Source organism: Bradyrhizobium sp. P5_C11_2, assembly GCF_054049755.1.
In genome coordinates this window covers 1-9,058 of record NZ_JBFULT010000311.1, presented here as the reverse complement: position 1 = coordinate 9,058, position 9,058 = coordinate 1, and the positions used below count along the sequence as shown (strand labels likewise).

The following is a 9,058-nucleotide window of genomic DNA, read 5'->3' as shown; positions in this document are numbered from 1 at the left end:
GATTGCGCACGCCGCCCATGATCATGTCGCCGGAGAACACGGTCGCCTTGGTGCCGTCGGAGAAGGTCGCAGTCAGCGTGCCCCAGTCCTCGACATCGACGGGATTGGCCTTGATGTAGGTGCGTTCCTCCGGCTTCAGGCCAGCCGTGACATTGCCGACGTCACCGGTCACGCTGGCGACGCGGATGGTTTCGCCGCGCGCCTTGGCCTCCACCTGCTTGAGGTAAAGCACGGCCGAGAGTGGATGGCAGCCCATGCGGATCAGCGAGCCGCCGCCGGTCATCGCCCATTGCGCGGCATGCGCCGCGTGCGAGCCGGAATGGCTTTCCTCGCCCTTCATGAACAGAATCTTGTCTTTGGTCGCCTTGATGATCTCCGCGGTCTTGGTCACCGCAGGCGCATAGATCCAGTCCTCGGCATACATGAAAAGCTTGCCGGTGCGTTCGATCGCGGCACGGGTCGCGTCCATCTCCTCCAGCACACGCTCATACATCACGGCCTTCGGGACATGCTTGCCGATCGGCTGTTTGTCGCCCTCACGACCGAAATAGCCGGCAAACGGCTTTTCGCAGATCACGTGCTTGCCGGCCTGCATGCTGGCTACGATCATCTCGGCATGGAGATTGGGCGGCGTGCAGATGTCGATGACATCGAGCTCGCGGTCGGCGATCAGCTCGGCAAAGCTGCGATAACTGCGCGGGATCTGATGACGGCGGGCGAACTCAACGACGTGGTCGCCGCGCGCGGCCACCGCCGCGACCTCGACATCCACGCCATAGACGCGCCGGAACGCGTACATGTGCAGCTCCGACACGAAGCCGCAGCCCACGAGCCCCACCCTGATTCTTGCCATAGCGCCCCTCACCCCCGGTTTGGGCGGCACTATAGCGCGCTTGCGGGCCTAATCCACCGAGACGCGCACCACGCCCGCGCTCATCATGCCGAGCGCACGGGCGGCCGGCACGGAGAGATCGACGATACGTCCGCGGATAAAGGGGCCGCGATCGTTGACGCGGCATTGGATCGAGCGGCTACCGTAGGACACCCTGAGCACGGTGCCAAACGGGCGGGTCCGGTGGGCGCAGGTCAGGTCGCCGCCTTTGCCGGCTTTTCCGTATCCATAATATGAGGCGAGCCCGCTCTCGGCATGCACGATTGAAATGAGGGCGAGAGAAGAGGTCGTCACACAAAGCAATAATAATAATGTCGTCTGCGCTCGCACGGCACCGCTCCCGGTTGGCCCTGCCCCGCGCTGCAAACGTCGCTTTGTTCCCTTAAGTTCCAGGAACTGCCGGGCGACGCCCGGCAGTGCCATCACACTTTGTTACTGCTTGTGAAACACCAGCGTGCGGACCTCGATGCTTTCGCGAGGCAGTGCATCCGCCGGCGTGGTCGGATCGACGAAGGCGGTGTGCGGCCCGAAGCGGGTGCGGCCGTCGGTTACGGAGTCGTAGCACTTCAATAGTAGCGCCTCGTCCGGCGTCATCTCCGGGAAATAGAACCAGCGGTGGTTCGGATTGTATTTCACCGAATAGGTCTCGCCGCGGCGGTTGGGATAGATCAGGTCGGAGGCGACGAGATCATCCGGCGCCACCGTCGTGCCGTCGGCCATCGCGAGCGGCGAGTCGCGCAAGGGACCGCGGATCGGGCGCCAGAGATTGATCACCTGCACACGACCCTTGAGCAGCTCCTCGGCCTCGTCAGGCAGATGCTCGCGCACGCGGTTGGCGCCCGAGAGCGCGGTCTGGTCGACATGGACGCGGGTGGCGGGCTGGCGCGGGCCGACGCCGCGAATGTCGGCGGCGCCTTCGACGCGCCTGCGCACGGTGTGATCGAAGATGACAACGCGATCGGCCTTCAACGTCGCGCGCAGGAAGGCTTCGACCGCCGGATAGTAGACCGCCCTCACCTCCTCGTCGTTGTAAAAGTCCTTCACCTGGTTCGGATGGCGCACCAGCGCAAAGCCCTCGCGATCGAGCGAGAAATTGTTCGCGATCAGCCGCGCGTCGAAGATCGGGACCTGATGCGGCTCCGGCAGCGAGGTGCTCTTGGGCTCGCCCGGCGGCGGATCGAAGGCGTAGGTGCGCGGCTTGCCCGGAACCGGTGCGAGATAGTTCAGTTCGGCGGTGACGAAGGGWAGCGATTCGATTTTTGTTTCTTGCAGGCCCATAGCCGGTCTCCCGATGTGGTCGTCCGATTGATTTTTGACGGGATGCGGTGTGGTGCAAGGGAGGGAGTGCAAATAGCAATGTGGGTGTTGTTGATGAGAGGAAATGCAGAACGAATCTGTCGAGAACGGCGGTTGCTCTGGCGATGTTCTTCTCGCTTCACGGATGCTTGAGGGACTCGTGAGCTTTTCGTCCCCCACCATCGTCACTCCGGGGCGCCCGAAGGGCGAGCCCGGAATCCATCGAGCCGCAATGTTTGTAGATGAATGGACACGAGAGCTGTTGCTATCGCTCAGCCTTACAATCCCGCCTTCGCAATCGCGTCCGCGAAAGAACGATCGACGATCTCGGCCGCATCGAGCTTCTGCTTGATCAGGCCCCAGCGGAGATACAGGTCGATCGTGCTCTGCTCGTCCGCCACCACGCCGTCGTCGATCGGCGCGATCCGGATCTTGGCGCGCGACAGCCAGTTGAGGGGTACCGCGGTCTGAATGTTCATCAGTCTGCCCCAGGTCTCCGCATAGAAGTTGACGTTATTCAGCGACCACGCTCGTGCCGCGGTGAGGCGCCGAACGAAATCCGTCAGCTCGGCGCGCTTATCGCGGATGGCCTCGGGCCGCGCCACCTGGAAGCTCAGGCCCGGCGTCAGGCCCTCCGAGGTGATGATGCGGCGCGACTTGAACAGCACCTCCTCCTGGCTGACATAGGGCTCCCAGGTCGACCACGCATCGACGGAGCCTTGCGTATAGGCGATCTTGGCGTCCGATGGCGCCAGGAACGCGATCTGCACGTCGGACGCAGCCCAGCCGTTCTTTTCCAGTGCGGCGAGGATCAATTGATGACCGATCGAACCGCGGCCGGTCGCGATCTTCTTGCCACGCAGATCGGCGAACGACTTGATCGGTGAATTCTCGGGCACCAGAATCGCAAGCCCTTCCCGCGTCTGCCGGATCGCGGCGATCGCCTTCACCGGCGCGCCGGAGGCGGCGGCGAAGGTAAAGGGCGCATCGCCGACGAGCCCTGTCTCGATCGCGCCGGCGCTCAGCGCTTCGAGCAGCGGCGCGGCCGCCGGAAACTCCTTCCACTCGATCCTGTAGGGGACGTCCTTGAGCACGCCCGCCGCTTCCATCACGGCCTGCGAATTGCCCTTCTGGTCGCCGATGCGCAGGGTGGTTTGCGCTGCCGTCAGGTCAAGCGAGCCGAGCAGCAGCGCGCCGGCCAACATGAGACGGATCATTCCGCGGCCTCACCACGGGCGACCTGACGTTCCGCGATCAGCTTGCGGGTCAGCGGGATCAGCTCGCGGCCGTATTCGATGGCATCGATCAGCGGATCGAAGCCGCGGATCAGAAAATGGCTGACGCCGAGATCGTAATAGTCGCCGAACACTTCGGCGACCTGCTCGGGCGTGCCGACTAGTGCCGTGGTGTTGCTGTTGGCCCCGGTGAGCTTCGCGATCTCGGTCCACAGCCGCTTGTCGATGCGGCTGCCCTGGTCGGCGAGCGCGAGCAGGCGCTTGGCGCCGTCGGTGGCGTGGTTCGGCCTGCGGTAGCCGGTCTGGTCCTGGAGCGCCGTGGCACGCTCGAGGATCTCGTCGGCTTTCTTCCAGGCCTTCTCCTCTGTATCGGCAAGGATCGGCCGCACCGACAGGCTGAAGCGCGGCGTCGGTCGCCCGTGCCTGACGGCCGCGTTATGAACGCGCGCGRTGACGTCGCGCACCTGCGCATAGGATTCGCCCCACAGCGCGAAAGTGTCGGCGTGCTTGCCGGCGACCTCGATTGCGGCATCCGAGCCGCCACCGACGAAGGTGTAGATGCCACCCTTCTGCAACGGCTTCACCTGTGAAAAGCCGTTCTCGACGTTGTAATACTTGCCGCTGTAGCTGAACGGCTTCTCGCTGGTCCATTCCAGTCGCACCACGTCGAGGAACTCGCTGGTGCGGGCATAGCGTTCGTCCTTGTCGTCGAGCGTGTTGCCGTCCTGCCTGAGCTCGATGGCGTTGCCGCCGGTGATGACGTGCAGTGACACGCGGCCGCCATAAAACTGGTCCAACGTGGCAAGCTGGCGCGCCAAGAGCGTCGGCGCGGTGAAGCCCGGCCGCTGCGCGATCATCACCTTCAGCGATTTGGTGATGGTCAGGACGTGCTGGGCGACCTGGAGCGCGTCCGGCGTGGTCGAATGGAACGCCAGCAGTGCGCGGTCGAAACCGGCGAGCTCATGCGCCTTTGCCACTGTCTCGATATAGGGCGGATCGAGCACGGGGCCCGAGCGGACGATGGTCTCGGAAGAATTGTTGTTGGTGATAAAGCCGATGAACTCGACCGACATGGCAAGGCTCCACTTGATGATTTGTCAGATACCGAGCGTAACGCGCCCGGCGGAGATTTTCGTGGTGTCGTCCTGGGGGGTGTGAACGCGGCCGCAGAGCACGTCGCGGTAATGCCGTTCCAGCGGATTTTTGCGCGACAGACCGTGATTGCTGGTCAGCGACAAGGCGTCCTCCACTGCGGCTACGGCGTTATTGGTCACCGTCAGCTTGATGATGTTGGACTCGATCGCGCTCACCTGCAAGCCGTCATCGAAATCGGACGCGAAGCTGTCGATCAAACGCGCATTGACCGCGAGCCGCGCTTCGATGCCGCCGAGGATCTCCTGGGCGCGCGGTAGCGTCGCCAGCGGCGCGCCAAGGTTGGCCGGCACCCGCGTCTTCAGGAAGGTGACCAACCAGTCGCGTGCCGCCCGTGCAATGCCGTCATAGATCGCGGCCACGAACACGGTGTGCACGGTGGCCTGCGTGACATCGGGCGCGCGCCAGTCCGCGGGCTTGCGGACATCGACCTCGGCATCGAACGGGATGACGACGTCGTCGAAGATGACGTCATGGCTGCCGCTGGCGCGCAGGCCGTGATGGTCCCAGGTCTCGACGATGCGCGTGCCCGGAAGGCCCGCCGGCACCAGGAACTGACCGATCCGCGGCTCGGCCTCGTCGGTCCGCGCCCAGACCAGATACCATTTCAGGATTGGTGCCCCCGTCGAATAGATCTTGTGACCGGTCAGGCGCCAACCGGTCTCTGTCCGCCGCGCGATCGTCGCCGGGAGGCCGCCGCGCGCCGGCGAGCCAAGCTCGGGCTCGACGCGCAGCGCGTTGACGAGCGCGAGGCCTTCGACCGTCTCGCGCGCAAGCTTGCGCGACAGCCGCGCCGGCCAGCTCGGGCTGCGCGCCATCACCAGATGGTTGATGTAGTGCATCGACAGCACCAGCGCGGTCGAGGGATCGGCCTTGCCGACGATGCCAATGACGCGCGCGGCGTATCTCGCGCCGGCGCCAGCTCCGCCATGGGCCGCCGGCACCGTCAGCGACAGCAGGCCCGCCTCGGAGAGCTCGCGAAAGTTCTCGAAGGGAAAGCTGCCGGTACGGTCGTGCTCGGCTGCACGCGCGGCAAAGGCTTCCGCCAACGTCTCGGCGCGGGCGATGTAGTCGGGTTCGCTATGGGCCAGCCGCCCTTTGGCTACAGAAGTTACCATGTGGCATCCAACCCCAAGAGGCCGAGGATCTGGCGGCGCAGATCGCCCAGATAAGGATCGCCGCGGTGGCGCGGATAGGGCCGGTCGACCCGGATGTCGGCCTTCACGCGCGCGGGGCGATCGCTGAACACGATGACGCGGTTGGCCAGCACCAGCGCCTCCTCCGCGTCATGCGTCACCAGCAGCGTGGTGAAGCCCTTGCGCTGCCAGAGCGAGACGAGCTCGGCCTGCATGGTGATGCGGGTGAGCGAGTCGAGCTTGCCGAGCGGCTCGTCGAGGATCAGGATTTTGGGATCGTTGACCAGCGCGCGGGCGAGTGCCACGCGCTGCGCCATGCCGCCGGAAAGCTGGTGCGGATAGGCCTTGCGGAAGGACGACAGCCCAACGAGATCGAGCGCGGCATCGACGCGGTGGCGCTGGCTCTTGAGGATGCCCTGGGCTTCCAGCCCCAGCGCGACATTGTCCCAGACCGAGCGCCAGGGAAACAGCGTCGGATCCTGGAACACGACGACGCGCGAGGGATGCGGGCGGGTGATGCGAGCCTCGTCCTCGCGCAGCGTTCCGGCCTTGGGCTTGTCGAGGCCGGCGACGAGCCGCAGCAAGGTCGACTTGCCGCAGCCGGACGGGCCGAGCAACGCGACGAATTCGCCGGGCTCGACCGAGATGCTKACGTCGCTGAGCACCGGCAGCTCGGCGCCGTCGATGTCGAAGGCATGGCTGACCTGCTCGATATCGAGCGCGGCGCCGGCAGCCGGATGCGTGACCGCTTCGGCAAGAGCTGCGGCTACCATTTGACGGTCCCCTTCTGCCAGACCAACAGGCGATCGCGGATCGAAAACAGCAGCGTGATCGCGCCGGAGCAGAGCAGCGACATCACGATCAGCGCCGCATACATGTTGGCGTAGGCGGCCCAGCCCTGCGCCCATTGCAGGTACCAGCCGAGCCCGGCCTTGACGCCGATCATCTCGGCGACGACCAGCACGGCGAAGGACGAGCCGAGCCCCATGAACAGGCCAACGAAGACGTGCGGCAATGCCGCAGGGATCGCGACCTTCAGAACGAGGAACGAGGGCTTTGCCCCCAGCGTGCGCGCGACGTCGTAATAGGCATTGCTGACGCTCGCGACGCCCGACCAGGTCAGCACCGTGACCGGGAAGCCGGTCGCCAGCGCGATCAGGAAGGTCGAGGCGCTCCAGCTCGAGGGAAAGGTGAAGAACGCGATCGGCAGCCAGGCGGTCGCGGGCAGCGGGCCGATGAATCGCAGCACCGGATGCACCCAATAGCCGACGGCGCGGGACCAGCCGATCGAGACGCCGGTCAAAAAGCCGATCGTGGCGCCGATCAGATAGCCGCCGAGCTGAAGCCTGACCGAGGCAAAGACGCTGTCGAGCAGCTTTGGCAGATCGTCGGTATAGACCTCGATGATCGATTGCGGCGGCGGGAAGAACGGCAGCGGCAGCCAGGCGAATTTTGCGGTCGCAACCTCCCACAGCGTCAGGAATGAGGCGAGTGCGACCAGCCAGGGCGCGCGTTTCCGCAAGCCGCGTCCTGCCGAACCGAGATAATCGGCGCCTACGGTTCCGAACAAGGCGACCACAGCGACGATGAAGGCGGCAATTCCGAGCGAATGCGTGCGCGACCAGTCGCCGACGTCCTCCCACCACAGGCAGGAGAGCCCGAACGCGATCCATGCCGCGCTGGCAAGAACGCCCACGCCGGAGTCCCGCACCCAGTTCGCAAGCAGCGGCGCGCGCGAGACCCGCGGCGTGCCCGAGGCGAGGCCGTCAGACAGCGAATACGTCGACATAGATGCGCTCCGCGAATTTCGCCGTGTCGGTGCTCTGCTTGAAGACCTGCACGCTCTTCAAATCGTCGGCATAGGCCTTCAGCTCGCGCTTCAGCACCTCGCCGACGGGATGATGATGGTGGGTGTGGTAGCGCACCATGCCCTCGATGTCGGCGAGCGTCGCCGTCTTCGGCGCGTAAGGCTGGAACGATTTCGCCGCGATCGTCGAATTCTGCGCGGTGAACATCGCCGCATCGAGCAGCGCCTGGGTGATGGCGCGCGCGACCTGCGGCTCCTCGCGCACCAGGCTACCGCGCAGGCCGAGGATGCAGCAGCTCTTCTCGCGATACTCGCCGTCGAGATTGGATGCGACCTCCTTGTACTGGCTGTCCTTGAGCCAGAGATAGCCGAGCGGATCGGACGATAGGAACGCCTGCACCTCGCCCTTCTCGACGGCGACGTTGAGGAGATTGCCGGGATAGGCGCGCCAGTCGACGTCCTTGACCGGATCGATGCCGAGTTTTGCCAATTGGATCGAGAAGAAGTTCTTGTCGGGRCCGCCGAGATCGCCCACCGCGACGATCTTGCCCTTGAGATCGGCGAGCCTGGCGACGCCGGAGTCGGTGCGCGACAGCACGCGCATGCAGCCGCCATGGGTGCCGGCGGCAATCTTGACGTCAAAGCCCTGCTCCAGCGGCTTCAGCCAGCGCAGCGCCATGCCGAGCCCGGCGTCGCTCTTGCCGGTGGCGATGGCTTCGAGCAGCTGGTCAGTCGAGCCGGAATAGTTGACGAGCTCGACGTCGAGATTGTGCTTCCGGAAGAAGCCGTGCTCGATGGCGACCGGCACCGGCGCGAGGCAGACCGCACCGGCGTTCCACGACAGTTTCAGCTTGCGCGGCGCGCCGGTGAGCGCAGGCGTATCTGCCGCCGTCCGGCACAGCGGGAATTCCGACAGATCGACGCCGGGCGCGATCGCGCGCGGCGCGAAGGCCTGCGCACCCAGCGGCGCGACCAAGGCTGCCGCGAAGCCTGCCTGGAGCAAGTGGCGCCGGTCGAGGCTCGATCCGCCGCGCTTGGTCTCGTTGTTCATTGGCCGCTAACTCCTGCGCTGGCATGGCTCCGCCGTTTGCACAACGGTTCGCGTTGCGCATGTTCCGTGGGGAGCTGCGTTGAGAGAAAATCTTTCCGTCGGCGCCTCACGCGCCGCGTTGATGCGATGCGCAAATCATGCGGCGCGTTCACTGCATCGTCAATGAAATGGAATTTCGAATGTGGCGCGTAGCGAAGTCATTCTCTCCATCGGCGCGCGCAGACACGATGAAACGATTTCCAGCGACGCGCCGCCGGCGAGCGCAGCACAGGACTCCCTTGCCTGCATCATTCTTGCGCATTTTGATCTGCGCTCGCTCCGCTTTCTCGAAAGTGCGGGTTCGTTGAAACGTCCTTGCTCATCGCGCACGTAATACGGTCGGCCATTTCATTGACTGCGTATCGCGCGATCATAGACTTGATCGTCTCGCTGCATCGTTCGCTCACGCGTCGTGAGCCAAGCAACAAGACAGATCAAACAAGACAGGCC

9 protein-coding genes are annotated in these 9,058 nt (G+C 64.9%); all 9 read right to left on the bottom strand.

The window, feature by feature from the left end; genetic code table 11:
- On the bottom strand, nucleotides 1–853 hold an 853-nt coding region (locus ACXJL8_RS25410; protein WP_456685791.1), incomplete at its 3' end, for a Gfo/Idh/MocA family protein.
- A 48-nt stretch (nucleotides 854–901) separates the two neighbouring features.
- A complete protein-coding gene (locus ACXJL8_RS25405) occupies nucleotides 902–1,222 on the bottom strand; it encodes a septal ring lytic transglycosylase RlpA family protein (RefSeq protein ID WP_456619941.1) in 321 nt (106 codons plus the stop codon).
- 102 nt (nucleotides 1,223–1,324) lie between these two features.
- Nucleotides 1,325–2,170 (bottom strand): CmcJ/NvfI family oxidoreductase, encoded by an 846-nt coding sequence (locus tag ACXJL8_RS25400; RefSeq protein ID WP_456619844.1) that lies wholly within the window; start codon nucleotides 2,168–2,170, stop codon nucleotides 1,325–1,327.
- A 296-nt stretch (nucleotides 2,171–2,466) separates the two neighbouring features.
- Nucleotides 2,467–3,405: an ABC transporter substrate-binding protein gene (locus ACXJL8_RS25395; protein ID WP_456619845.1), complete on the bottom strand. Its 939-nt coding sequence runs from the start codon at nucleotides 3,403–3,405 to the stop codon at nucleotides 2,467–2,469.
- The gene (locus ACXJL8_RS25390) at nucleotides 3,402–4,496 is read right to left on the bottom strand and encodes an LLM class flavin-dependent oxidoreductase (RefSeq protein WP_456685790.1); all 1,095 of its coding nucleotides are present in this window, start codon (nucleotides 4,494–4,496) and stop codon (nucleotides 3,402–3,404) included. The genes ACXJL8_RS25395 and ACXJL8_RS25390 overlap by 4 nt, the downstream gene beginning before the upstream one ends.
- Nucleotides 4,497–4,520: 24 nt before the next feature.
- The gene (locus tag ACXJL8_RS25385) at nucleotides 4,521–5,693 is read right to left on the bottom strand and encodes an acyl-CoA dehydrogenase family protein (protein ID WP_456619847.1); all 1,173 of its coding nucleotides are present in this window, start codon (nucleotides 5,691–5,693) and stop codon (nucleotides 4,521–4,523) included.
- Nucleotides 5,687–6,484 carry an ABC transporter ATP-binding protein gene (locus ACXJL8_RS25380; RefSeq protein WP_456619848.1) on the bottom strand — a complete coding sequence of 266 codons (798 nt, stop codon included), beginning with the start codon at nucleotides 6,482–6,484 and terminating at the stop codon, nucleotides 5,687–5,689. Before ACXJL8_RS25380 ends, ACXJL8_RS25385 begins: the two co-directional genes overlap by 7 nt.
- Entirely contained in the window at nucleotides 6,478–7,500 is a 1,023-nt protein-coding gene (locus ACXJL8_RS25375) for an ABC transporter permease (protein ID WP_456619849.1), read from the bottom strand. The genes ACXJL8_RS25380 and ACXJL8_RS25375 overlap by 7 nt, the downstream gene beginning before the upstream one ends.
- Nucleotides 7,478–8,569, bottom strand: coding sequence for an ABC transporter substrate-binding protein (locus ACXJL8_RS25370; RefSeq protein ID WP_456619850.1), 1,092 nt, complete (start codon nucleotides 8,567–8,569; stop codon nucleotides 7,478–7,480). The genes ACXJL8_RS25375 and ACXJL8_RS25370 overlap by 23 nt, the downstream gene beginning before the upstream one ends.
- Between the last annotated feature and the right edge of the window lie 489 nt (nucleotides 8,570–9,058).